At 56.3% G+C, this 23,691-nt stretch carries 24 protein-coding genes, 1 other RNA gene and 1 pseudogene; 10 read left to right on the forward strand and 16 right to left on the reverse strand.

Translation table 11 applies throughout. The features are described 5' to 3' along the window. Positions 1-131 precede the first annotated feature (131 nt). The 5 genes and pseudogenes from wcaA to garL all read right to left on the reverse strand — a co-directional run bounded on the left by wcaA (position 132) and on the right by garL (position 3,815). Positions 132-1,019, reverse strand: coding sequence for a colanic acid biosynthesis glycosyltransferase WcaA (gene wcaA, locus BFV67_RS23910; RefSeq protein WP_226881527.1), 888 nt, complete (start codon positions 1,017-1,019; stop codon positions 132-134). A gap of 24 nt (positions 1,020-1,043) precedes the next feature. Continuing rightward, positions 1,044-1,403, reverse strand: a pseudogene (locus BFV67_RS24785) (pentapeptide repeat-containing protein); the annotation flags it as partial. A 294-nt stretch (positions 1,404-1,697) separates the two neighbouring features. Further along, positions 1,698-2,073, reverse strand: an RNA gene (gene rnpB, locus BFV67_RS19260) — RNase P RNA component class A. A 59-nt stretch (positions 2,074-2,132) separates the two neighbouring features. Continuing rightward, on the reverse strand, positions 2,133-3,023 hold the full coding sequence (gene garR / locus BFV67_RS19265; protein WP_069598818.1) for a 2-hydroxy-3-oxopropionate reductase: 891 nt from the start codon (positions 3,021-3,023) through the stop codon (positions 2,133-2,135). Between the two features lie 21 nt (positions 3,024-3,044). Further along, on the reverse strand, positions 3,045-3,815 hold the full coding sequence (garL, locus tag BFV67_RS19270; protein ID WP_023326156.1) for a 2-dehydro-3-deoxyglucarate aldolase: 771 nt from the start codon (positions 3,813-3,815) through the stop codon (positions 3,045-3,047). Positions 3,816-4,188: 373 nt separating this feature from the next. On the opposite strand from garL, the gene garD reads away from it, so the two are divergent. After that, positions 4,189-5,760 carry a galactarate dehydratase gene (garD, locus tag BFV67_RS19275; RefSeq protein WP_069598819.1) on the forward strand — a complete coding sequence of 524 codons (1,572 nt, stop codon included), beginning with the start codon at positions 4,189-4,191 and terminating at the stop codon, positions 5,758-5,760. Between the two features lie 155 nt (positions 5,761-5,915). Here the strand turns inward: garD and rsmI are convergent, their stop codons facing one another. Then, positions 5,916-6,779, reverse strand: coding sequence for a 16S rRNA (cytidine(1402)-2'-O)-methyltransferase (rsmI, locus tag BFV67_RS19280; protein ID WP_023294650.1), 864 nt, complete (start codon positions 6,777-6,779; stop codon positions 5,916-5,918). A gap of 62 nt (positions 6,780-6,841) precedes the next feature. Between rsmI and BFV67_RS19285 the strand changes: the two genes are divergently transcribed. From BFV67_RS19285 to dolP, 4 genes are read left to right on the forward strand one after another with little or no spacing between them, the layout of a single operon-like run. Beyond that, positions 6,842-9,007, forward strand: a complete 2,166-nt coding sequence (locus BFV67_RS19285; protein ID WP_025912546.1) for a penicillin-binding protein activator — start codon at positions 6,842-6,844, stop codon at positions 9,005-9,007. Next, positions 8,965-9,360 (forward strand): YraN family protein, encoded by a 396-nt coding sequence (locus tag BFV67_RS19290; protein ID WP_023616281.1) that lies wholly within the window; start codon positions 8,965-8,967, stop codon positions 9,358-9,360. The genes BFV67_RS19285 and BFV67_RS19290 overlap by 43 nt, the downstream gene beginning before the upstream one ends. Before the next feature lie 21 nt (positions 9,361-9,381). Continuing rightward, positions 9,382-9,972, forward strand: coding sequence for a DnaA initiator-associating protein DiaA (diaA, locus tag BFV67_RS19295; protein ID WP_003861754.1), 591 nt, complete (start codon positions 9,382-9,384; stop codon positions 9,970-9,972). Between the two features lie 9 nt (positions 9,973-9,981). Further along, positions 9,982-10,557, forward strand: a complete 576-nt coding sequence (dolP, locus tag BFV67_RS19300; RefSeq protein WP_008501489.1) for a division/outer membrane stress-associated lipid-binding lipoprotein — start codon at positions 9,982-9,984, stop codon at positions 10,555-10,557. Positions 10,558-10,622: 65 nt separating this feature from the next. On the opposite strand, the gene BFV67_RS19305 is transcribed toward dolP, so the two are convergent. Then, a complete protein-coding gene (locus BFV67_RS19305) occupies positions 10,623-11,660 on the reverse strand; it encodes a permease (protein ID WP_021242245.1) in 1,038 nt (345 codons plus the stop codon). Between the two features lie 39 nt (positions 11,661-11,699). Further along, positions 11,700-12,344: an NAD(P)H-binding protein gene (locus tag BFV67_RS19310; protein ID WP_023326160.1), complete on the reverse strand. Its 645-nt coding sequence runs from the start codon at positions 12,342-12,344 to the stop codon at positions 11,700-11,702. Between the two features lie 128 nt (positions 12,345-12,472). Between BFV67_RS19310 and BFV67_RS19315 the strand changes: the two genes are divergently transcribed. After that, a complete protein-coding gene (locus BFV67_RS19315; RefSeq protein ID WP_008501486.1) occupies positions 12,473-12,991 on the forward strand; it encodes a type 1 glutamine amidotransferase domain-containing protein in 519 nt (172 codons plus the stop codon). Here the strand turns inward: BFV67_RS19315 and BFV67_RS19320 are convergent. Then, complete coding sequence (locus tag BFV67_RS19320; protein ID WP_021242247.1) at positions 12,971-13,405, reverse strand: YhbP family protein; 435 nt, start codon at positions 13,403-13,405, stop codon at positions 12,971-12,973. The genes BFV67_RS19315 and BFV67_RS19320 overlap by 21 nt on opposite strands. A gap of 14 nt (positions 13,406-13,419) precedes the next feature. On the opposite strand from BFV67_RS19320, the gene BFV67_RS19325 reads away from it, so the two are divergent. After that, complete coding sequence (locus tag BFV67_RS19325; protein ID WP_008501484.1) at positions 13,420-13,749, forward strand: GIY-YIG nuclease family protein; 330 nt, start codon at positions 13,420-13,422, stop codon at positions 13,747-13,749. Here BFV67_RS19325 and BFV67_RS19330 read toward each other — a convergent pair. Both BFV67_RS19330 and ubiT read right to left on the reverse strand, forming a co-directional pair. Further along, positions 13,736-14,239: a GNAT family N-acetyltransferase gene (locus BFV67_RS19330; RefSeq protein WP_021242248.1), complete on the reverse strand. Its 504-nt coding sequence runs from the start codon at positions 14,237-14,239 to the stop codon at positions 13,736-13,738. The two genes, BFV67_RS19325 and BFV67_RS19330, sit on opposite strands and share 14 nt — an antisense overlap. Next, on the reverse strand, positions 14,233-14,757 hold the full coding sequence (gene ubiT, locus BFV67_RS19335; RefSeq protein ID WP_069598820.1) for a ubiquinone anaerobic biosynthesis accessory factor UbiT: 525 nt from the start codon (positions 14,755-14,757) through the stop codon (positions 14,233-14,235). The genes BFV67_RS19330 and ubiT overlap by 7 nt, the downstream gene beginning before the upstream one ends. A 211-nt stretch (positions 14,758-14,968) precedes the next feature. Here ubiT and ubiU point away from each other — a divergent pair, with 211 nt between their 5' ends. From ubiU to BFV67_RS19350, 3 genes are all read left to right on the forward strand, one after another. After that, positions 14,969-15,964, forward strand: coding sequence for a ubiquinone anaerobic biosynthesis protein UbiU (gene ubiU, locus BFV67_RS19340; protein ID WP_021242249.1), 996 nt, complete (start codon positions 14,969-14,971; stop codon positions 15,962-15,964). A 7-nt stretch (positions 15,965-15,971) separates the two neighbouring features. Further along, on the forward strand, positions 15,972-16,850 hold the full coding sequence (locus tag BFV67_RS19345) for a U32 family peptidase (RefSeq protein ID WP_021242250.1): 879 nt from the start codon (positions 15,972-15,974) through the stop codon (positions 16,848-16,850). 78 nt (positions 16,851-16,928) lie between these two features. Continuing rightward, on the forward strand, positions 16,929-17,936 hold the full coding sequence (locus BFV67_RS19350; protein WP_069598821.1) for a luciferase-like monooxygenase: 1,008 nt from the start codon (positions 16,929-16,931) through the stop codon (positions 17,934-17,936). A 119-nt stretch (positions 17,937-18,055) separates the two neighbouring features. On the opposite strand, the gene BFV67_RS19355 is transcribed toward BFV67_RS19350, so the two are convergent. The 5 genes from BFV67_RS19355 to nlpI all read right to left on the reverse strand — a co-directional run bounded on the left by BFV67_RS19355 (position 18,056) and on the right by nlpI (position 23,665). Further along, positions 18,056-19,189: an integrase core domain-containing protein gene (locus BFV67_RS19355; protein ID WP_235610607.1), complete on the reverse strand. Its 1,134-nt coding sequence runs from the start codon at positions 19,187-19,189 to the stop codon at positions 18,056-18,058. Between the two features lie 128 nt (positions 19,190-19,317). Further along, the gene (gene mtr / locus BFV67_RS19360; RefSeq protein ID WP_008501478.1) at positions 19,318-20,562 is read right to left on the reverse strand and encodes a tryptophan permease; all 1,245 of its coding nucleotides are present in this window, start codon (positions 20,560-20,562) and stop codon (positions 19,318-19,320) included. Between the two features lie 142 nt (positions 20,563-20,704). Then, positions 20,705-22,600 carry a DEAD/DEAH family ATP-dependent RNA helicase gene (locus BFV67_RS19365; RefSeq protein WP_021242253.1) on the reverse strand — a complete coding sequence of 632 codons (1,896 nt, stop codon included), beginning with the start codon at positions 22,598-22,600 and terminating at the stop codon, positions 20,705-20,707. After that, positions 22,593-22,673 (reverse strand): protein YrbN, encoded by an 81-nt coding sequence (yrbN, locus tag BFV67_RS24930; protein ID WP_100122156.1) that lies wholly within the window; start codon positions 22,671-22,673, stop codon positions 22,593-22,595. Before yrbN ends, BFV67_RS19365 begins: the two co-directional genes overlap by 8 nt. A 107-nt stretch (positions 22,674-22,780) precedes the next feature. Then, complete coding sequence (gene nlpI / locus BFV67_RS19370) at positions 22,781-23,665, reverse strand: lipoprotein NlpI (RefSeq protein WP_008501476.1); 885 nt, start codon at positions 23,663-23,665, stop codon at positions 22,781-22,783. Positions 23,666-23,691 lie beyond the last annotated feature (26 nt).

Consider the following 23,691-nt stretch of genomic DNA (forward strand, 5'->3'; position numbering starts at 1 on the left):
CTGCGCTTACCCGTTCGTCGTGGTTGTCCGCCGGGGTAATTCCCGGCGACTTATCCAGCCCCTCGTCACAATGATTGCCGTATTCAACTACTATTTCCAGACACCACAACGACTCTTGTCGTTTGTACACATCAGAACTTTTTGTTCCGGAAGCGGGTATACATCATCAGATAGCGTTTCAGATTGCGTAGCGTCATCAGTTTCATCAGGGTTTGCGGGCGCATCTTTTTGTTGCGAATGTAGTATAGAGTGAAGAGCTGATATTTTTTACTCGATACGTCTAATTTGGCTTTGTGTTTCCGGTAAAAACGTAGATAACCTGAAAACTTTCGTCCTGAGCAGGTAATGCGGGCTTCGCCGTGATTGACATAAAGCACCTGTGTGATGTCATCCAGTTTGAAAGGTTCACCGAAGGTTTCTGCAAGCCGATAAAAAGCATCATAATCCTGAGCAGCAGGCAAGGCGTCGTCGAACAGGATCTGCTGCATTCTACTGGTTAAGGTCAGCATTTGGTTGCCTATAATATTCCGTTTATCAAACAGGCTTTTTTTATAAGCCGGTTTCGGATACACCTGTAATTCATCAGGATGATGATATCCGGTACCGTCACAGAGATAATCATTTGCGTACAAAAAACTGTGCAACTGAAGTTTATGTTGCCAGGTAAGAAAAGAGGACAGGCGTGTCGGCAGCCATTCATCATCATCATCCAGACCCGTAATAAGGTCACCACGGGCCATTCTTATAGCCTGATTTCGGACTGCACAAGCGCCAGAGTTAAATTCATTGCGAATATAGGTAATGCGTGGGTCATTCAGCTCGGAGATATACGTCAAGAGTTGGTCAAATGACGATGAGAAATCGTCAATGATAATGAGTTCCCAGTTCACATAGTCTTGATTCAGTACCGATTGTATGGCTCTGATCGTCAATGCCTGGCGGTTCCAGGTTGGCATATAGATGGAGATGAGTGGTCGGGATAGTGGCGTGTCACTTTCATTTTGTTCATATTCCGTCAATAACCTGACATCATGGATATCACTTCCAGTAAAATCCACGCAAGTACAATCAGCGTGACTAAAAATTGTACCTTCCGTTTTACAGTAGCTAAGATTAGCGCCTGCAAGGTTGGCACAGGAGAAATCGGCTCCTCGAAGATCACAAAACGAAATATCGCATCCCGATAAATTAATATTGCGTAAATAGAGCCCCCTGAGATCCATAAACCTCAGATCTGCACCAGCTAAACCAGGCTGATATCGGTGATTTTTAAGTATATTTTTATGATATTGGATTAGTTTTTTTAGTTTGTTTTTTCTGTCCATGCTCAACCGAATACCGATGAGAAAATTAGGCATTGAGTTAAGCGTTCTTATCATTCTATAGCAATAGCCCCCCTTCATTTTCAGAAATTAATTAGGGACAAACTGTATTTATTAACGTTTTATTTATTTTTCTCATACATTGTAGTGAGCCAGGGGGGTCTGTAGAGACTATATTGTCAGTAAATAAATATGAATCGCAATCCAGAGACATACATATAAACTGAAGGCAGACGGAAATGAAGGCTGTCGCGGTTGCAAGGTTTCAGGATAGTCGGGATGGAACAGCCGTTGGTGTGCCTCGTTTGTATCACAGTCTGTGTCACATTTTCACCAGGGAAAGCCTGAGACACACCAACGTATTGTTTTAGAAGAAGTTGAAGCTGACCGATAAGCCGGGTTCTGTCGTGGACAGTCATTCATCTAGGCCAGCAATCGCTCACTGGCTCAAGCAGCCTACCCGGGTTCAGTACGGGCCGTACCATGTGAACCCCTATTTGGCCTTGCTCCGGGTGGAGTTTACCGTGCCACGGACTGTTACCAGCCGCGCGGTGCGCTCTTACCGCACCCTTTCACCCTTACCTGATCCCGCTTGCGCGGGCCATCGGCGGTTTGCTCTCTGTTGCACTGGTCGTGGGTTTCCCCCCCAGGCGTTACCTGGCACCCTGCCCTATGGAGCCCGGACTTTCCTCCCCTCCGCCCGTCTCCCCGAAAGGGACGACGACGAAGCGGCGACTGTCTGGTCAGCTTCGGCGCGCAGTATAGAGGGTTTGCGCGCCGCTGTCACCCTCGGCTGTGGGTAAGCCGTGATTAACGCGCCACTTCCACCTTCGCCAGTTTTTCGTAGTAGCATGCAATTGCGCTGTGATCGGCCGTGCCCAGGCCATCGGCACGCAATGCCTGCATCATCTCCATGACCGCTGCGGTCAGCGGCAGCTGTGCGCCCACGCCGTGGGAAGTGTCCAGCGCGTTCGCCAGATCTTTGATATGCAGGTCGATGCGGAAACCGGGTTTGAAATTGCGATCCATGACCATGGGCGCTTTGGCGTCCAGCACCGTACTGCCTGCCAGACCACCGCGAATAGCCTGGTAGACCAGGTCCGGATTGACGTCCGCTTTGGTTGCCAGCGTCAGCGCTTCAGACATGGCGGCAATGTTGAGTGCCACGATCACCTGGTTTGCCAGCTTGGTCACGTTACCCGCCCCAATCTCCCCGGTGTGTACCACGGAGCCCGCCATGGCTTTCATCAGGTCGTAAAATTTATCGAAAATAGCTTTATCGCCGCCGACCATGACCGACAGCGTGCCGTCGATGGCTTTCGGCTCGCCGCCGCTGACCGGTGCATCCAGCATATCGACGCCCTTCGCCTTCAACGCCTCGCTGATTTCACGGCTCGCGAGCGGTGCGATAGAGCTCATATCGATCAGCACCAGGCCCGGTTTCGCGCCGTCGATAATGCCGTTTTCACCCAGCGCGACTTCTTTGACGTGCGGGGAGTTTGGCAGCATGGTGATGATGACATCGCACTGTTCGGCAATGGCTTTCGCGGTGGTGGCTGCTTCTGCGCCAGCCGCTATCACCTCAGCCACGGCCTGTGGATTATGATCGGAGACCACCAGCGAGTAACCTGCTTTGATGAGGTTCTTACTCATTGGTTTACCCATGATCCCCAGGCCAATAAAACCCACTTTCAGCGTCATAATCTGTTTCCTCAATGATGGTTATTTTTTAAAAGCGTCCGCTAATTTCTGCGTAGCCGAGCGGAAAACGCCGAGGTCGCTGCCGACGGCAACAAACGTGGCTCCCCACTCCAGGTAGCGGCGGGCGTCAGCCTCAACCGGCGCCAGAATGCCGCACGGCTTGCCGTGTGCTTTGGCGCGGGCAAAGATGTGCTGGATCGCGCGCTGCACGTCAGGGTGGCTGGCGTTACCCAGATGGCCTAAGGCGGCAGCCAGATCGCTTGGGCCGACGAAGATCCCGTCCACGCCGGTTGTGGCGGCAATCGCGTCGACGTTATCGACGCCCTGCTGGCTCTCGATCTGAACCAGAATGGTGATGTTGCTGTTGGACTGCGCGAAATAGTCCGGGACGGTGCCAAACATATTGGCGCGGTGCGAAACGGAAACGCCGCGGATCCCTTCGGGAGGATAGCGCGTTGACGCCACGGCCAGCGCCGCTTGCTCTTCCGTCTCCACAAACGGGATCAGGAAGTTGTAGAAGCCGATATCCAGCAGACGCTTAATAATCACCGGTTCGTTGGTGGGGACACGCACCACCGGGGCACTGTTGCTGCCTTTCAGCGCCATCAGCTGCGGAATAAACGTGCTGATATCGTTTGGCGCATGTTCGCCGTCCAGCACCAGCCAGTCGAAACCGGCCAGGCCCAGCACTTCGGTGCTGATAGGGTTTGCCAGCGCGGACCAGCAGCCAATCTGAATCTGGTGCGCCGCGAGAGCCGCTTTAAATTTATTCGGGAAGATAGCGTTATTCATCGTATTTACCTTTTTAATTCCGCAGCCTTTTTCAGTATCGTTTTATTTATTCATACACCGCGCCATCATGATATTTATTATTCGGACATATTCTGGCGTAATAAAATCGTCATTCAGTATAAGATGCAATCCACGGCCGCACATTGTTTTAATGCTCAGGTATTACGCTATTTTTTGATAAAAATTTTTGCATATGCACAAAGCACTGGGCGCTAATGCACAGAATCAAGGATTACGGGCTCGCGAGCGATCGGGATCACATTTTGATATTGAATCTGCTGACATGCTTTATTTCTGAAAGCCGCGTATTTATTTCTACCATCAGAAAAATGGCTGAACCTATTATCAGAATTTTGCTGGAGAATACTGACCAATGGCCGACATTGAAATTCGACAGGCACCGCCGACGGCGTTTTATATAAAAGTGCACGACGCCGATAACGTGGCGATTATCGTCAACGACAATGGCTTAAAAGCAGGAACCTGCTTCCCGGACGGGCTGGAACTGACTGAGCATGTTCCGCAGGGACATAAAGTCGCCCTGGTGGATATCCCTGCTGAAAGCGAAATTGTGCGTTACGGTGAAGTCATCGGCTATGCCGTTCGTTCGATACCGCAGGGAAGCTGGGTGGAGGAGTCGCTGGTGGCGCTGCCAGAAGCGCCGCCGCTGAACACGCTTCCGCTGGCAACCCGCGTGCCGGAACCGCTTCCCCCGCTGGAAGGCTATACCTTTGAAGGGTATCGCAATGCGGACGGCAGCGTCGGCACTAAAAATCTGCTCGGCATTACCACCAGCGTGCACTGCGTGGCGGGCGTCGTGGATTACGTGGTGAAAATCATCGAACGCGATCTGCTGCCAAAATACCCGAACGTCGACGGCGTGGTGGGACTGAACCACCTCTACGGCTGCGGCGTGGCGATTAACGCGCCCGCTGCGGTGGTGCCTATCCGGACCATCCACAATATCGCCCTGAACCCCAACTTTGGCGGCGAGGTGATGATCATTGGCCTCGGCTGTGAAAAATTGCAGCCAGAACGCCTGCTGCAGGGTACCGAGGATGTCAAAGCCATCCCGGCAGACGAGGCCAGTATCGTGCGCCTGCAGGACGAACGCCACGTCGGTTTCCGCTCAATGGTCGACGATATTTTGCAGGTGGCAGAACGCCATCTGGACAAGCTCAACCGCCGCCAGCGCGAAACGTGCCCGGCGTCGGAGCTGGTGGTCGGAACCCAGTGCGGCGGCAGCGATGCCTTCTCCGGCGTGACGGCCAACCCGGCGGTGGGCTATGCGTCCGATCTGCTTGTTCGCTGCGGCGCCACGGTGATGTTCTCCGAGGTGACTGAAGTGCGTGACGCCATCCATCTGCTGACGCCGCGCGCCGTTAATAAAGAGGTCGGCAAGCGACTGCTGGAGGAGATGGCCTGGTACGATAACTATCTCGATATGGGCAAAACCGACCGCAGCGCCAACCCGTCTCCGGGCAACAAGAAAGGCGGCCTGGCAAACGTGGTGGAAAAAGCCCTCGGCTCTATTGCCAAATCCGGGCAGAGCGCCATTGCAGAAGTGCTCTCTCCGGGCCAGCGCCCGACGAAACGCGGCCTTATCTACGCGGCAACGCCGGCCAGCGATTTTGTGTGCGGCACGCAGCAGGTGGCATCCGGCATTACGGTACAGGTCTTTACCACCGGGCGCGGCACGCCGTACGGCCTGATGGCGGTGCCGGTGATCAAGATGGCGACCCGCACCGAGCTGGCAAACCGCTGGTATGACTTAATGGATATTAACGCGGGCACCATCGCCACCGGAGAAGAGAGCATTGAGGACGTGGGCTGGAAGCTGTTCCACTTCATTCTGGATGTCGCCAGCGGGCGAAAGAAAACCTTCTCGGACCAATGGGGATTACATAATCAGCTGGCGGTGTTTAACCCGGCACCGGTGACGTGATTTTCCGTCCCACATTTATCCCGCATTTAGGTAACCCGTCGGACACGCCGCAAACCTTCCAGGTTGAGGCGATACCTGCTAGCTAAAAGACACATAACGATCCGTGGGCCGGATAAGGCGTAGCCGCCACCCGGCAAAAACCGGCAGGGGATGCCTTACTCCCCCTGCTGCTCCAGCGCATACTTATACAACGCATTTTTCTTCACGCCGTGGATCTCCGCCGCCAGTGCCGCCGCTTTCTTCAGCGGCAGTTCCGACTGCAGCAGCGCCAGCGTGCGCAGCGCGTCGGCAGGAAGGGCGTCTTCTTCCGCCTTGTGCCCTTCGACAATCAGCACCATTTCACCTTTGCGGCGGTTTTCGTCTTCCTTCACCCACGCCAGCAGCTCGCCCACCGGTGCGCCGTGGATGGTTTCCCAGGTTTTGGTCAGCTCGCGCGCCAGCACCACGTAGCGGCCTTCCCCCCAGACGGTCACCATATCTTCCAGGCTCTCCAGCAGGCGGTGCGTGGATTCGTAGAAAATTAGGGTGCGCGGTTCCGCTTCCAGCTCTTTTAAGACGTCGCGGCGGCCTTTTGATTTAGCAGGCAGAAAGCCTTCATAGCAGAAACGGTCAGACGGCAGACCTGCGGCGCTTAACGCCGCAATCGCGGCGCACGGTCCCGGCAGGGGCACAACGCGAATACCGGCTTCGCGACAGGTACGCACCAGGTGATAGCCCGGATCGTTGATCAGCGGCGTACCGGCATCGGAGACCAGGGCAATGTTTTGCCCCTCTTTCAGCTTCGCCACCAGCGTTTCGGCTTTTTGTTGCTCATTGTGATCGTGCAGCGCAAACAAACGGGCGTTAATCGCGAAATGTTGCAGCAGTAAGCCGGTATGACGGGTGTCTTCAGCAGCAATTAAATCAACAGCTTGCAGTACGGTCAGCGCACGTTGGGTAATATCAGACAAATTCCCGATAGGAGTAGGTACAATATAAAGCTGGCCTTGAGAATTATCTGCCGTTTCGTGTTGTTTCATTGTTTCGTCCGTATTGCCGATTTAATATTGAGCATTGCGTAAAAAAAATCACTGGATACAGTATGGTACCGTTAACGTTTCTTCGAAAAAAAGCCACGCGCAGCGTGCCGCTTCTGCTGGCAGCCCTGATCTTTGCAGGCTGTGGCACCCAGGCACCTGACCAGAGCACCGCCCATCTCCAGGGTTCTGCTCAGGCTGATTCTGGCTTTTATCTGCAACAAATGTCGCAGAGTTCAAATGATACCAAGACCAACTGGCAATTACTCGCCATTCGTGCACTGCTGAAAGAGGGTAAAACCCAGCGGGCAGCCGAACTGTTTAACCAGCTGCCAAAAGATCTTAACGACGCGCAGCGTCGCGAGCAGAGCCTGCTCTCTGCCGAGCTGAAAGTCGCGCTGAAAGATTACGCCGCGGCGAAGAAGATCCTCGGTGATATCGACGTAAGCGCGCTGGATAAAAACCAGCAGGCGCGCTTCTGGCAGGCGGGTATTACCGCTGAGCAGGGACGCCCTTCCCTGACGCTGCTCCGCGCGCTCGTCGCGCAAGAGCCGCTGCTTGGCGGTGCTGATAAGCAGAAAAATATTGATGCCACCTGGCAAGCGCTGGCGTCGATGACGCAGGAACAGGCGCAGGCGCTGGTCATCAACGCCGATGAAAACGTCCTGCAGGGCTGGCTGGATCTGCAGCAGATGTGGTTTAACAACCGCAGCGATCCAAAAATGTTGAAAGCCGGCATTACGGACTGGCAGACGCGCTACCCGCAAAACCCGGGCGCGAAAATGCTGCCAACCCAGCTGGTGAACGTGCAGAACTTTAAGCCAGCTTCCACCAGCAAAATCGCCCTGCTTCTGCCGCTCAACGGCCAGGCGGCGGTGTTTGGACGTACCATTCAGCAGGGTTTTGAAGCGGCGAAAAACGGCACGACGTCGGTAGCCGGCAGCGCCGTTCCCGCACAGGCAGCCCAGGCGGCTAATGTGAATAATGATGTTGTCAGCCCATCCGCCGCAGAGACCAGCGACCTGACCACGGCGCAAACGCCAGCGCAGGGCACGATGCAAAACCCTGTGACGGCCCCGACGACGCCTCCAGCTGAAGCTGCACCGGCTACAGCAGCACCTGCAGCCCAGGCTCCGGCCGAGACGCAAACGGCGCCAGCTCCTGCCACAACAGCAGAACAGCCTCAACAGCAGCCTGCACAACCCGCGGCTCAACCTGCCACGCAGCCGCAGGCCGTGGCAACCACCAGCGCCAACCCGGGCGCTGAATTGAAAATCTACGACACCAGCTCGCAGCCGCTTGACCAGGTGCTGGCGCAGGTACAGCAGGACGGGGCGAGCATCGTTGTCGGTCCGCTGCTGAAGAACAACGTGGAAGAGCTGATGAAGAGCAATACCACGCTGAACGTGCTGGCGCTCAACCAGCCAGAGCAGGTTCAGAACCGGGCGAATATCTGCTACTTCGCGCTCTCTCCAGAAGATGAAGCCCGCGATGCGGCGCGTCATATTCATGAGCAGGGTAAGCAGGCTCCGCTGCTGCTCATCCCACGCAGCACGCTGGGCGATCGCGTGGCCAATGCCTTTGCCGATGAGTGGCAGAAGCTGGGCGGCGGCGTGGTGCTGCAGCAGAAATTCGGTTCCGTCTCTGAACTGCGCGCAGGCGTAAACGGCGGGGCGGGTATCGCACTTAACGGTAGCCCGGTCACCGCGAGCCTGCCACAGCAGCAGGGCGTGACGATTGGCGGCCTGACGATCCCTGCGCCGCCTACCGACGCGCAGATTAGCGGTGGCGGTAAAGTGGATGCGGCCTATATCGTTGCCACGCCGCAGGAGATCGCCTTTATCAAACCGATGATTGCGATGCGTAACGGCAGCCAGAGCGGCGCAACGCTCTACGCCAGCTCCCGCAGCGCACAGGGCACCGCAGGCCCGGATTTCCGTCTGGAAATGGACGGTCTGCAGTACAGCGAAATCCCGATGCTGGCCGGCAGCAATCCATCCCTGATGCAGCAGGCGCTGAGCGCGGTGCGTAACGATTACTCTCTGGCGCGTCTGTATGCGATGGGGGTTGATGCGTGGGCGCTGGCGAACCACTTTACCCAGATGCGTCAGGTGCCGGGCTTCGAGCTTAACGGCAACACCGGCGATCTGACCGCGACCCAGGATTGTGTGATTAACAGGAAGTTATCATGGCTCAAATACCAGCAGGGGCAGATCGTCCCGGCCAGTTAAGCCGCAAACAAACCGGCGATGCGTGGGAGTTAAAGGCGCGTCGCTGGCTTGAAGGCAAAGGACTGCGTTTTATCGCCGCCAACGTCCGTGGACGTGGTGGCGAAATCGACCTGATCATGAAAGATGGTCAGGTCACCGTGTTTGTAGAAGTGCGCTTTCGACAGTCCTCCCGTTTTGGCGGTGCTGCCGCCAGCGTGACGCTCGCCAAACAACATAAATTATTACAGACTGCCCACTTGTGGCTTGCCCGCCATAATGGGAGTTTTGATACTGTGGATTGCCGGTTCGATGTGATAGCCTTCACCGGAAATGAGATCGAATGGCTTAAAAACGCTTTTGGCGAAGACGCATAATTAAGATTTAAAAGGGATAACGTGCTCGAAAGAATTAAAGTGTGCTTCACAGAAAGCATCCAGACTCAGATTGCCGCGGCGGAAGCCCTTCCGGATGCTATCTCGCGTGCCGCAATGACGCTGGTGCAATCCCTGCTAAACGGCAACAAAATCCTCTGTTGTGGCAACGGCACGTCAGCCGCCAACGCACAGCATTTTGCTGCCAGCATGATCAATCGTTTTGAAACAGAACGTCCCAGTTTACCTGCCATTGCACTTAATACCGATAATGTGGTCTTAACGGCGATTGCTAACGATCGTCTGCATGACGAAATTTACGCAAAGCAGGTGCGAGCCCTGGGTCATGCCGGAGATGTGCTGCTGGCCATCTCCACGCGCGGCAATAGCCGGGATATTGTCAAAGCTGTTGAAGCCGCCGTCACCCGCGACATGACCATCGTGGCCTTAACCGGCTATGACGGGGGTGAACTGGCGGGTCTGCTTGGGCCGCAGGATGTGGAAATCCGCATTCCCTCTCACCGGAGCGCACGCATACAGGAGATGCATATGCTCACGGTGAACTGCTTATGTGACTTGATCGATAACACGCTTTTCCCTCACCAGGATGATTAAGGAGTTCTTATGAAGGCTTTATCGACCCTCGCAGTCCTTATGTCTGCATTACTGCTTCAGGGATGTATCGCTGCGGCCGTTGTGGGTACCGCCGCAGTAGGCACCAAAGCGGCAACCGATCCGCGCACTGTGGGAACACAGGTGGATGACGGTACGCTGGAGCTGCGCGTCAACAGTGCGCTGTCGAAAGACGAACAGATCAAGAAAGAGGCGCGTATCAACGTGACGGCTTATCAGGGCAAAGTGCTGCTGGCAGGCCAGGCGCCGAATATGGAGCTCGCCTCGCGAGCGAAACAGATTGCGATGGGCGTTGAAGGGACCACAGAGGTGTTTAACGAAGTGCGTCAGGGCAAGCCAATTGGTTTGGGTGATGCCTCTTCCGATACCTGGATCACCACCAAAGTACGTTCCCAGCTGCTGGGCTCGGACCAGGTGAAATCTTCTAACGTGAAGGTGACAACGGAAAACGGTGAAGTGTTCCTGCTGGGTCTGGTGACCGAACGTGAAGGGAAAGCGGCGGCCGATATCGCCAGCCGGGTGAGCGGCGTGAAGCACGTCACCACCGCGTTTACTTACATTAAATAAAAAAATCCCCTCAAGTGAGGGGATTTTTTTGTAGGCCCGGTAAGCGTAGCGCCACCGGGCGTTTTTCACAGAAGCGCAATACTTCCCACCATCACCCCGCTCAACGCCACCAGCCCCGCGGTGAGCCATAGCGCTTTCGCCGGGAATGACTTACGCAGCATAATCAGCGACGGCAGGCTGATGGCCGGTAACGTGATGAGCAATGCCAGTGCCGGTGCGGTGCCCATGCCGGCCAGCATCATGGTCTGAACAATAGGAATTTCTGCGGCGGTAGGGATCACAAACAGGCAGCCTGCAACGGCCATTGCAATGACCCACAACAGCGTGTTGTCGATAGCGCCATCCGCATGCGGGAAGAGCCAGACGCGCGCCGCCCCGAGAACCAGCACCGCCAGGATATAGACCGGGATGGTGCTCCAGAAAAGCTGCCATAGCGCCCTGCCCCAGCGCGCAAAGAACCCGCCCTGCGGCTCGCTGACGTCCAGCTCAACAGACGCGGACTCTGGCGCCTTATCCTTCACCAGATTCTGCACCAGCGTCGCCACCACCAGCACGGTCAGCAGTCCGGCCACCAGACGAATGAACGCGAAATGCCAGCCCAGGACAAAGCCCATAAACACCAGCGTCGCCGGATTGAGCAGCGGGTTGCCCATCCAGAACGCCAGCGCGCCGCCCATCGACACGCGCTGGCGGCGCATCCCTGCCGCCACGGGCGCAGCGCAGCAGGAGCACATCATGCCCGGCAGGGAGAAGATCGTTCCCAGCAGCGTCCCCTGAAAGCGCGGCTGACCGAGGGTTTTCATCAGCCAGTTGCGCGGGATCAGCACCTGAATCAGTGAGCCCAGGATCACGCCTAAGACGGCGGCCTTCCAGACGGCAAGGAAGTAGACCATGGCGTAGTCCCACGCCGCCTGAAGCGGGCTGGCATCCGCCTGAGCGAGAATAGATTTACCGATGCTGTGCGTTTCGGCGGCGGTGAAGGCTTTGCCGTAGTACGGCTGCCATTTCACGTACCAAAGGCCAACAATGACCACGAGAAAGAAGAGTGCGGGCTTCCACCATTGAACAGGTGTTGCCGCCTGAGATGAAGACTGACCAGTCATAGCATTCCCCGGAGAGTATGAGTAATTAGCCGGGGGAGTTTACGCCTCGCCCTGCGCGATTTCACGCAGTTTTGCCGAAGGGATAATGTTTACGCCCGCTTTCGACGGAGCCAGTCCCTCTTTTAACATCGCACGCGCAACGTCCCGCGCCTCGATAGATTTCCAGTTGCCGGGCAGGATCCGAAACAGCGGGGCAAATATCGACTCGTTAAAGCGGCGCTCGTCCCGGTGGCCGATCAGCATTGAGGGGCGCACAATCGTCAGCTGCTCCCATTTCTGCGCAATCAGCGCATCCTCCATCTTGCCCTTCACCTTGTTGTAGAAGAAAGGCGATCCGGCACTGGCGCCCAGCGCGCTGACCACCAGAAAATGTCTGGCTCCCAGCTTTTTCGCCGTAAGCGCGGTGTCCACCACCAGCGTATAGTCGGCGTGGATAAATGCCTCTTTGCTCCCCGCCTCCCGCCGCGTGGTGCCCAGACAGCAAAAGGCGATATCAATCGGGTCCTGGACCTGCGCCAGCGCATCCGTCAGTTGGGGATCGTGCGGATTAAAGACCCCGGAGATGTCCACCAGCGGTCGACGCGTCGGGGCGGCGATGTAGTTCACGCGGCGATCCTGAATCAGCAGCCGCAGCAGATGATCGCCCACTAATCCGGTAGCACCGGTAATCAATACCTGACTCATCGTATCCCCTTTACAGAATTGTCCGTTTGCGAACTCGGCGTCGTCGACCACACTTAGAAGTCTGTTACAGGTAAGTATTTACCACAAGCGGAGAAAAATCAGTCTGAAGCCAAAACAACGGAGGAAGCATGGGCAAGAAAATCGCAGTCTTGATTACCGACGAGTTTGAAGATTCAGAATTCACCTCTCCTGCAGAGGCGTTCCGCAAGGCGGGACATGAGGTCATCACCATCGAGAAAGAGGCGGGCAAAACGGTGAAAGGTCATAAGGGCGAGGCCAGCGTGACCATCGACGAGACTATCGATAACGTGAGCCCCTCAGATTTTGACGCCCTGCTTTTACCCGGCGGCCATTCACCGGATTCCCTGCGCGGAGACGAGCGCTTCGTGACCTTCACCCGGGACTTTGTCTCTACCGGCAAACCGGTCTTTGCCATCTGTCACGGGCCGCAGCTGCTCATCAGCGCGGAGGTTGTACGCGGGCGTAAGCTCACGGCGGTGAAACCGATCGTTATCGATCTGAAAAATGCGGGGGCCGAGTTTTACGATCAGGAGGTGGTCAACGACAAAGACCAGTTGATCACCAGCCGGACCCCGGACGATCTCCCGGCGTTTAACCGCGAAGCGCTACGCCTGCTCGGCGCGTAACCAGTGCAGCTTCTTGCCAAAGCCCAGGGTGTTGTCGGTAAATTTCAGCTCATCGAGGCGGATTTCCCACACCGGGGCTTTTAGCGCAGCGGCGACCGGAAAGCGGCGCGTGTAGTGCTTGCGACGCGCGTCGCTCTCTTCTCCGTCCAGGCGACGGATTTCCCCCTTAAACTGTACCCCACGGATCAGCGCGACTGTCTTCGGCTGGCCATTTACCGTGCCCGCGACTTTTGCCTGCTGACCAGCCATCTGCGCATGACGCGTTTTGTCTTCGCTCATGACGTAAAATGCGACGCGCTCCGGATCGTAGTAGTAAAACGCGTTTGCGCACCACATCTCACCCTCGCTGTAGACGCACCAGGTGACGACGTGCTGCTTCGCCAGCCAGCGGTTAATGGCGGCCAGTGTTTCCATTTTCGTTCTCTCTCATGCTATGGTGCGTCCACCTTAACATACTGAATCTGTTTACCGTGTGCTGGTTTCTCTATCTTGTCCGAACCGCTGATAACGCACTCTACACCGGGATCACCACCGATGTGGCGCGGCGTTTTTTACAACATCAAACGGGGAAAGGGGCAAAAGCGCTGCGGGGGAAAGGAGAATTACAGCTCGCCTTTTCGGCGCCCGTCGGTGACCGATCGCTGGCGCTCAGGCTGGAATACCGCATCAAACAGCTGACGAAGCGCCAGAAAGAGCGCCTCGTGACCGGAGACGGCTCCTTTGAGGCGCTACGCGAGAGCCTGATTAAAAGCGATTGAAATGGTCGTGGTATTCAACCAGACCATTGACGCCGTTGAGCGCGTCGTCCGCCAGACGGTGCACCTGGAAAGCGGATTCCGTACCCGGCCAGCGGCAGCGCAGATCGTAATGCGCGGCCTGCTCGAAGCCCAAACGGCCATAGAATGCCGGATCGCCCAGCGTTACAACGGCCGCATAACCGAACTCATTGAGCGAATCCAGCCCTTCATAGACCAGCTGGCGCGCCAGCCCCTGCCCGCGATAGTTTTCATCCACCGCCAGCGGTGCCATACCGACCCACTGCAGCTCTTCGCCCTGAACGATGACCGGACTGAAAGCAACATAGCCCACCACCTGACCTTCATCATCGGTGGCAACCAGCCCCAGCGTGATCAGGCCGTCTTCACGGAGATCGTGGACCAGTTGGGCTTCCGCATCACTCTCAAAAGAGCGGCGTAATAACGCATCGATACCCGGTGCATCAATCCCAATTTCGACTCGAATCAGCATGGCTCACCTACTGAAGTGTGTTTACTGTCCGGCGGGGTTTTCAGCCCGGCCTCAACGAAATCTGCCATTTGCATTAACATCACGCGCAGCGCTTTCGGCATCTGCTCCAGCTCAATGGCATCCATTAAATTCTTAACGTACAGGCCCAGCTCCGTGTCGCCTTCAATCACCAGACGGCGCTGGAAGAAGAGCGTATCCGGATCCTGCTTGCGCGCGGCGATCATCAGCAGATCGCTGGCGTTGGCGCTAAAGCTCACGTCCGCCTCGGCGGTTTCGCGGACGATCAGCTGGTCATTCTCAACGGAGGTAAACCAGCGCAGCCCGATGTCACGTACCTCAATGCTCAACCAGCGGCCTTCCAGGAATTCCAGCTCGCCATCCTGCAGCGCCTGGCGGAACTGCCAGCTCAGGACCTGCTCCAGCACCTGACGTTTAAGCGCGAACGGCGCCAGTTTTACCGGCATGCTCAGCATTGATGGGCCAAATTGTACGAGACGTGAACGCAGTTTATCCAGCACGAGCTTTACTCCCTGATATCTATAGTCCTGCTATTTTGCCATATCCGACGCATAACATAGCGGCGTAAATCAACAAACCGTCGTCCGGACAACCTCATTATTGGTGCCATCAATACGCCATTAGCTGCCTTAAATCAAAAATTGTCGCGTATGGGTTAATTAAAATCCCAGCTCGTTAACATTTTTGCGATCGACAACATCAGGATAAATTATGGAGCTGCTCTGCCCTGCCGGAAACCTTCCGGCGCTTAAGGCGGCCATCGAAAATGGGGCCGATGCGGTCTATATCGGGCTGAAAGATGACACCAATGCCCGCCATTTTGCTGGCCTCAACTTTACGGAGAAAAAGCTTCAGGAAGCCGTTAACTTCGTTCACCAGCACCGCCGCAAGCTGCATATCGCCATCAATACCTTTGCTCATCCTGACGGCTACGCCCGCTGGCAGCGCGCGGTGGATATGGCGGCACAGCTGGGTGCCGATGCGCTGATTCTGGCCGACCTCGCCATGCTTGAGTATGCGGCAGAACGCTATCCCCATATTGAGCGCCACGTCTCTGTTCAGGCATCTGCCACCAACGAAGAGGCCGTGCGTTTTTATCACCGAAACTTTGACGTGGCCCGCGTGGTGCTGCCGCGCGTACTCTCTATTCATCAGGTTAAGCAACTCGCACGCGTCACGCCAGTGCCGCTGGAAGTTTTTGCCTTTGGTAGCCTGTGCATTATGGCCGAAGGCCGTTGCTATCTTTCCTCGTATTTAACCGGCGAGTCGCCAAATACCGTCGGGGCCTGCTCCCCTGCCCGCTTTGTCCGCTGGCAGCAAACGCCGCAGGGGCTGGAATCACGCCTGAACGAAGTGCTGATTGACCGCTATCAGGACGGTGAAAACGCCGGTTATCCCACCCTGTGTAAAGGCCGCTATCTGGTGGACGGCGAGCGTTACCACGCGCTGGAAGAGCCCACCAGCCTTAACACGCTGGAGCTGCTGCCGGAACTGCTGGCGGCCAATATCGCCTCGGTGAAAATTGAAGGTCGCCAGCGCAGCCCGGCGTACGTGAGCCAGGTGGCGAAAGTGTGGCGTCAGGCTATCGACCGCTGCATGGCGGACCCGCAGAACTACGCGCCGCAGCAGGCCTGGATGGAAACGCTCGGATCGATGTCCGAAGGCACGCAAACCACGCTGGGCGCGTATCACCGTAAATGGCAGTGAGAAAATCATGAAATATTCATTAGGGCCGGTGCTTTACTACTGGCCAAAAGAGACGCTGGAAGATTTTTACCAACAGGCCGCCACCAGCAGCGCCGATGTGATTTACCTCGGCGAAGCGGTGTGCAGCAAACGTCGGGCGACGAAAGTGGGCGACTGGCTGGAGATGGCAAAAAGCCTGGCGGGAAGCGGCAAACAGGTGGTGCTTTCCACGCTCGCGCTGGTGCAGGCCTCTTCTGAACTGGGCGAGCTGAAACGCTACGTTGAGAACGGCGAATTCCTGCTGGAAGCGAGCGATCTCGGCGTGGTGAACATGTGTGCCGAGCGCAAGCTGCCGTTTGTCGCGGGTCATGCCCTGAACTGCTACAACGCGGTGACCCTGCGCCTGCTGCTCAAACAGGGGATGACGCGCTGGTGCATGCCGGTGGAACTCTCCCGCGACTGGCTGGCAAACCTGCTCACGCAGTGTGAAGAGCTGGGCATTCGCAACAAGTTTGAAGTGGAGGTGCTGAGCTACGGGCATCTGCCGCTGGCCTATTCCGCCCGCTGCTTTACCGCACGCTCGGAAGACCGTCCGAAAGACGAGTGCGAAACCTGCTGTATTAAGTATCCGAACGGGCGCAGCATGCTGTCCCAGGAGAATCAGCAGGTGTTTGTTCTCAACGGTATTCAGACCATGAGCGGCTATGTCTATAACCTCGGCAACGAGCTGGCGTCGATGGACGGGCTGGTCGATATGGTGCGCCTGTCGCCGCTGGATACCGGCGTGTTCGCGATGCTGGACGCCTTCCGCGCTAACGAAAACGGCGCTGCTCCGCTGCCGCTGACGGCAAACAGCGACTGTAACGGCTACTGGAAGCGTCTGGCCGGGCTGGAACTGCAGGCCTAAAAAAGGCTCACTTTGTTAACAACGGTTATCATTTTTTAATGCAGTATTAAAGATTCACCGTCGACAAAGTGAGCTGTTATGACTGACAAAACCCTTCCGTTTTCGGTGCTGGATCTGGCGCCGATCCCACAAGACTCCTCGGCAAGAGAAGCCTTTTCGCACTCTCTGGATCTGGCTCAGCTGGCCGAAAAGCGTGGCTATCACCGCTACTGGCTGGCCGAACACCACAACATGGTGGGCATTGCCAGCGCCGCCACCTCGGTACTGATTGGTTATCTGGCGGCAAACACCACCACGCTGCACCTGGGCTCCGGCGGCGTGATGCTGCCGAACCACGCCCCGCTGGTGATCGCCGAGCAGTTCGGCACGCTGAATACCCTCTATCCGGGCCGTATTGATTTAGGGATTGGCCGTGCGCCGGGTAGCGATCAGCCGACCATGCGCGCCCTGCGCCGCCATATGAGCGGCGATATCGACAACTTCCCGCGCGACGTGGCCGAACTGGTGGACTGGTTCGACGCGCGTGACCCGAACCCGCACGTGCGCCCGGTACCGGGTTACGGCGAGAAGATCCCGGTATGGCTGTTGGGCTCAAGCCTCTACAGCGCGCAGCTTGCCGCCCAGCTGGGGCTGCCGTTTGCGTTTGCCTCGCATTTCGCACCGGATATGCTGCATCAGGCGCTGCATCTTTACCGCACGCACTTCAAACCGTCCGAGCGTCTGGAGAAACCGTACGCGATGGTCTGTATCAACATTATTGCCGCCGACAGCAATCGCGACGCGGAATTCCTGTTCACCTCCATGCAGCAGGCGTTTGTGAAGCTGCGTCGCGGTGAGACGGGCCAGCTTCCGCCGCCGGTGGAGAATATGCATCAGCTGTGGTCAGCTTCAGAGCAGTATGGCGTTCAGCAGGCGCTGAGCATGTCGCTGGTAGGCGATAAAGCGAAAGTGCGTCACGGGCTGGAGGCGGTGCTGCGCGAAACGCAGGCGGATGAAATTATGGTTAACGGTCAGATTTTCGATCACCAGGCACGTTTGCATTCGTTTGATTTGGCCATGCAGGTGAAAGAGGAGATATTGGGGTAGTTTTTTGCCGGATGGCGGCTTCGCCTTATCCGGCCTACGCCATCCCTGTAGGCCCGGTAAGCGTAGTGTATGACCGGATACATAGGTGACAGATCAGACCGGGAACATAGGTAACACTTTTAGTCTATCCGCACCACACTCTGGGTTTTTCGGTCGTAGTACGCAAGCGTTATTCCGTTGAAGATGATGGCCTCCAGGCCATCATCCTGTTCTTCCAGCATGATGTACTCATCAGTCAGCGCTTCACTCAGGAACACCGTCCCCTTTTTCCCCATATAGAGTGTCCCCCTCGATTTCACCCTGTAGACCGTTCCTCCTGACGGATAGGCATAGTCAGGAACACGGCCATCCCACTGTCGCTTCGAGGGGTGCCACACCGTTCCGGGCGTTGCACCCGCCAGGGCTTCATGCGGTCTTTCGTAGTTAAATTCTTCCCGGTAGTCACTGAACCACCGCTGTTGTTCTTCCATCGTCATGAAGGTGTTCCCCTGCGCCAGCGCACTTTTCAGGGAACGGTGCATGCGTTCGTGCCGCCCGTTCTCTTCGGGATGGCCCCGCCGGATACGCTCCGGTCTGACGCCCAGCTTTATCAGCCAGACGGCAAGGCGACTTAACCCGGCGATACCCGTCCCTGCGAAGGGCTGACCATTATCGGTTCTCAGAACGTCCGGCAGACCGTACTCCAGGAACGCCTCCGTCAGACAGTGCCTGACGAAGGGCTCGCTCTCACGGTCCGTTCCACGGCAGCTCAGCAGATACCGGCTGTGGTTGTCGGTCAGGGTGAAGGGATGACAGTACTCTCTGCTCAGCAGCCTGAACTTGCCTTTAAAATCAGCGCTCCAGACCTGATTGTTTTCACTGATGCTGGTCAGAGGCCGGCGATTCCCCGGCGTTCTGCGCTTTCTCTTTCTGTCAGGTACCAGGCCTTCACGCTTGAGGATATCGCCGACAGTGCTGGCAGCAGGAACGGTAAAATCGACGTGATGATTGAGGAGCCACATCCGCAGTTTTTTCGGGCCCCAGTCAGGGTGTTTCTGACGCAGGGCAGTCAGGTGTCCGACGACCTCATCAGGAACCGTCCGGGAGTGAGAGCATGGTGCGCGCGACCGGTCAGAGAGAGAGGACAGGTCAGAAGGGTCAAAACGCTGAAGCCATTTGTAGCCGGTTTTGCGGCTGATACCAAAAAGACGGCAAAGAGCGGAGAAGGAGTCCGTACCTGCATGGCAGGCACGGATAAAATCAAGGCGTTGCATAGGTCGGGTCTCAGTCCAGGGCATAGCGAGTCTCCTCTTCTATGCCAGTTATAACTGTTACCCATGTATCCGGTCTAAAGTGTTACCCATGTTTCCGGTTCATACCGTAGCGCCACCGGGCTTTCTGTTTATTGATACACAGGCAGCAGATTAAAACTCGACAGCACGTGTACCAGGGCATTGCCTGCGCCAAACACCAGGATCAGCGCAATCATCGGCTTGCCGCCCCAGACGCGGAATTTCGGGCTGCCGAAGCGTTTACGTGATTTGCGGGCCAACAGCGCCGGCACAATCGCCGCCCAGATGGTCGCCGCCAGACCGGCATAGCCGATGGCGTACAGGAAACCGTTCGGCCACAGCAGGCCGCCCACAATCGGCGGCAGGAAGGTCAGCAGCGCGGTTTTGAAGCGGCCCATCGCAGAGTCATCAAAGCCAAACAGATCCGCCAGGTAGTCAAACAGGCCCAGCGTCACGCCGAGGAAAGAGCTCGCCACCGCGAAGTTAGAGAAGATCACCAGCAGCAAATCCAGGCTGCGGCTGTTCAGCACGCCGCTCAGGGCCTGCACCAGCACATCAATGTTACCGCCCTTCTGCGCAATACCGATAAACTCCGGGCGCGGGATATTGCCCATCGTCCCGAGCAGCCAGATGACGTACAGCGCCAGCGCCAGCAGCGTGCCGTAGACCAGACACTTCACAATCGTGCGCGGATCTTTGCCGTAGTACTTCATCAGGCTCGGCACGTTACCGTGGTAGCCAAACGACGCCAGGCAGAATGGCAGGGTCATCAGCAGGTACGGCGTATAGGAGGTATTTACTTCGGCAACGTTAAACAGCGTGGCAGGCGTCACGTGCCCCAGCAGGCTGCCGAAGGTCAGGAAGAAGGTGATGACCTTCGCGCCCAGCACGATCGCCGTCATCCGGCTCACCGCTTTGGTACTCATCCAGACGATAAACGCCACGCCCAGCGCAAAGCACAGCCCGGCCAGACGCGCCGGTACGTTCAGCGACATCTCCGAGAAGGTGTGATGCAGAATCGAACCGCTTGCCGAGATATACGCGTAGGTCAGGATATAGAGCACAAACGCGATGGACAGCCCGTTCACCAGGTTCCAGCCTTTGCCCAGCAGGTCTTTGGTGATGGTGTCGAAGCTCGCGCCAATGCGGTAGTTCAGGTTGGCTTCGAGGATCATTAGCCCGGAATGGAGCATACAGAACCAGGTAAAGACCAGCGCGGCCAGCGACCAGAAGAACCACGCACCGGACATGACCACGGGCAGGGAGAACATCCCGGCACCTATAATGGTTCCGCCGATGATCACCACGCCGCCAAGCAGCGAAGGTGACGTTTGGGTGGTGGTTAGTGTCGCCATACAGCCTTTTCTCCAGTCAATCATGCGGTTCTGCATTTTAATGCGACGCACTGTACCAGTACAAGAGTACAAAGGGAATAAAAAAAGCCCCGATAGCATGTATCGGGGCTGTATATTTTACTTTACGTCAAAAGCGTAAGGCTTACGCGTCACCGAAACGACGACGGCTGGTGCCTTCTTCACGACGCGGGCCACGGCTTTCACGGCGCTCGCCGGAGAAACGACGACCTTCACCACCGCGACCTTCGCTGCGACCGCCTTCACGACGCTCGCCGCCGAAACCGCGACCACCGCCACGACGTTCGCCGCCACGGTCAGGGCGTGGCTGTGCATCGCCCAGCAGCTGCATGTTCATCGGCTTGTTCAGGATGCGGGTACGCGTAAAGTGCTGCAGTACTTCACCCGGCATGCCTTTCGGCAGCTCGATGGTAGAGTGGGAGGCGAACAGCTTGATGTTACCAATGTAACGGCTGCTGATGTCGCCTTCGTTAGCGATAGCGCCAACGATGTGACGAACTTCAACACCATCATCACGGCCCACTTCAATGCGGTACAGTTCCATATCGCCTGCGTCGCGACGTTCACGACGAGGACGGTCTTCACCACCACGCTCTGGACGGTCACCACGTGGGCCACGATCGTTACGGTCGCCACGACGTTCGAAGCGGTCGTCACGGTCACGGAATTCACGCTTAGGACGCATCGGTGCATCTGGTGGCACGATCAGGCTACGTTCGCCCTGAGCCATTTTCAGCAGTGCTGCAGCCAGGGTTTCCATGTCCAGCTCTTCGCCTTCAGCAACAGGCTGAATCTGCGACAGCAGCGCACGGTACTGATCCAGATCGCTGCTTTCCAGCTGCTGCTGTACTTTGGCGGCGAATTTTTCCAGACGGCGTTTGCCCAGCAGCTCTGCGTTTGGCAGGTCCGCTTCTGGAATGGTCAGCTTCATGGTGCGTTCGATGTTACGCAGCAGACGACGCTCGCGGTTCTCAACGAACAGCAGCGCACGGCCAGCACGACCCGCACGACCGGTACGGCCGATACGGTGAACGTAAGACTCGGAATCCATCGGGATGTCGTAGTTAACAACCAGGCTGATACGCTCAACGTCCAGACCACGTGCTGCCACGTCGGTTGCAATCAGGATATCCAGACGACCGTCTTTCAGACGCTCCAGAGTCTGCTCACGCAGGGCCTGGTTCATGTCGCCGTTCAGCGCTGCGCTGTTGTAGCCGCTACGCTCCAGGGCTTCAGCCACTTCCAGGGTCGCATTTTTGGTACGAACGAAGATAATCGCCGCATCAAAATCTTCCGCTTCCAGGAAACGTACCAGCGCTTCGTTTTTACGCATGCCGTATACAGACCAGTAGCTCTGGCTGATGTCCGGGCGAGTGGTTACGCTGGACTGAATACGCACTTCCTGAGGTTCTTTCATGAAGCGTTTGGTGATACGACGAATCGCTTCCGGCATGGTGGCAGAGAACAGCGCGGTCTGATGACCGTCCGGGATCTGCGCCATGATGGTTTCAACGTCTTCGATGAAGCCCATACGCAGCATTTCATCTGCTTCATCCAGTACCAGACCGCTCAGTTTAGAGAGGTCCAGGGTACCGCGCTTCAGGTGATCCAGCAGACGGCCCGGCGTACCGACAACAATCTGTGGGCCCTGGCGCAGGGCGCGTAACTGCACGTCATAACGCTGGCCGCCGTACAGGGCAACCACGTTTACGCCGCGCATATGTTTAGAGAATTCCGTCATGGCTTCTGCAACCTGAACAGCCAGTTCACGGGTTGGAGCCAGAACGAGGATCTGCGGTGCACGCAGGTCCGGATCAATGTTGTTCAGCAGCGGCAGCGAAAACGCTGCAGTTTTACCGCTACCAGTCTGGGCCATGCCCAGCACGTCACGACCAGAAAGCAGGTGTGGGATACACTCAGCCTGGATCGGAGATGGTTTTTCGTAACCCAGATCGTTAAGGGCTTCAAGGATAGGAGCCTTCAGGCCCAGATCTGCAAAAGTGGTTTCGAATTCAGCCATGTAGTACGAGTGCCTCAATGTCAATGGCGGCCAGTCTACTTAGCTCATCGTGAAAATGATTAGCAATTTTCATTGAAAAGTGTGAACCGGCTCAAAGTAGGTGTATTGACGAACAACAACGCCCTCACCAGTTAAGGTGATGGCAATCAAAAGATTACGGGCTGATGTTTATGTCGTCAGCTATTGCTGGTCCGATTCTGCCAGGTCGTCTTGCTCCTGGCCCAAGAGCGATAATTCCAACAATGCATAACGGTGCTCAACGAAGTTGTGTACGTTGTTAGCAACCGCTAATTTGAACAGTGCCGTAGCGCTGTCCTTATCCCCCAGACTTAGGTAGTACTTACCTAAATAGAAGTTGGTTTCACTGAGATGCTCAGCGAGCGAGGTGTTATCCGTTGCGTCCGCCTTGAGGCGTTCCATCAGCGTTGCTTCGCTAATGTTGCCCAGGTAGAACTCGACAATGTTCCATCCCCACTGTTCCTTGTCCGATTTATCGAAGCGCTGTTTCAGTGCCTCTTTTGCCTGCTTCTCATCGAGCTTCCGCTCAACGATGTAAAGCCACAGGCTACGGAAAGGATCATTAGGATCGTCTTGATAAAACGCCAGCAGATCATCTTGCGCTAACTTGTCACGACCGCCGTAATACAATGCGATACCGCGATTCAAGTGCGCGTAGTTGTAAGTTGGATCAAGCTCAAGTACAGAATCAAACGCTTCATAGGCAGCATCAAAATTGCCTGCCTGCGTTAAATAAATGCCTAAGTAATTGAATACTTCAGGCATATCAGGTCGGATAGCCAGCGCTTGTGAAAAATCATTTCGCGCCAATGCCCTCAGACCGAGACTATCATACAACACTCCGCGCTCATATAAAAGCTGTGCGCGTTCGTCATCGGTTAAAGCCCGACTGGCAAGTATTTGTTCCATGCGTGCCAGGATCACTTCCTGCTGCAAAGTCGGTTGCAATGGCACTGCGAGGACTTCGCTCTTACGCCAGGCAGAGTTGCTGCATCCTGCCAGCGTTAAAGCTGTCGCAACGAAACACCAGCGCAAAAAAGGCTTCATTTCCCACTCCCGAAGACAACTATTGG

It is taken from the genome of Enterobacter roggenkampii (assembly GCF_001729805.1).
GTDB lineage: Bacteria > Pseudomonadota > Gammaproteobacteria > Enterobacterales > Enterobacteriaceae > Enterobacter > Enterobacter roggenkampii.